At 66.9% G+C, this 266-nt stretch carries 1 protein-coding gene; it reads left to right on the top strand.

Annotation, left to right across the window (positions count from 1 at the left end; translation table 11 throughout):
• Window positions 1-149: 149 nt before the first annotated feature.
• The coding region (locus ACTFO6_RS18895) for a phosphoribosylaminoimidazolesuccinocarboxamide synthase (protein ID WP_439935892.1) at window positions 150-266 on the top strand (117 nt) is incomplete at its 3' end.

Genomic DNA, 266 nt, shown 5'->3' with positions numbered 1-266 from the left:
CGGATGCGGTCGAAGCAGCGCTTTCCACGGCGCTGGCCATCACGGAGCGGCTCGAGCAGGCCTGCGTCCCGGCCCAGGCGGCCCGGGCCTGAATTTCCCCAGGAAAACGAACCATGTAGGAGCCTGCCCCCCCGCTTTTCGAGTCCAGGATCAGGAGCCTGCCCTTCCTGCACCGGTGCAAGGTGCGGGACCTCTACGCTGTGGGGGAGGACAAGCTGTTGGTGATTCAGACCGACCGGCTGTCCGCCTTCGACGTGGTGCTGCCC

This window comes from Pelomicrobium sp. G1 (genome assembly GCF_051905455.1).
Taxonomy (GTDB): Bacteria; Pseudomonadota; Gammaproteobacteria; order Burkholderiales; family UBA6910; genus Pelomicrobium.
The sequence above is the reverse complement of the archived record's forward strand: the minus strand, read 5'-3'. Positions and strand labels throughout refer to the sequence as shown.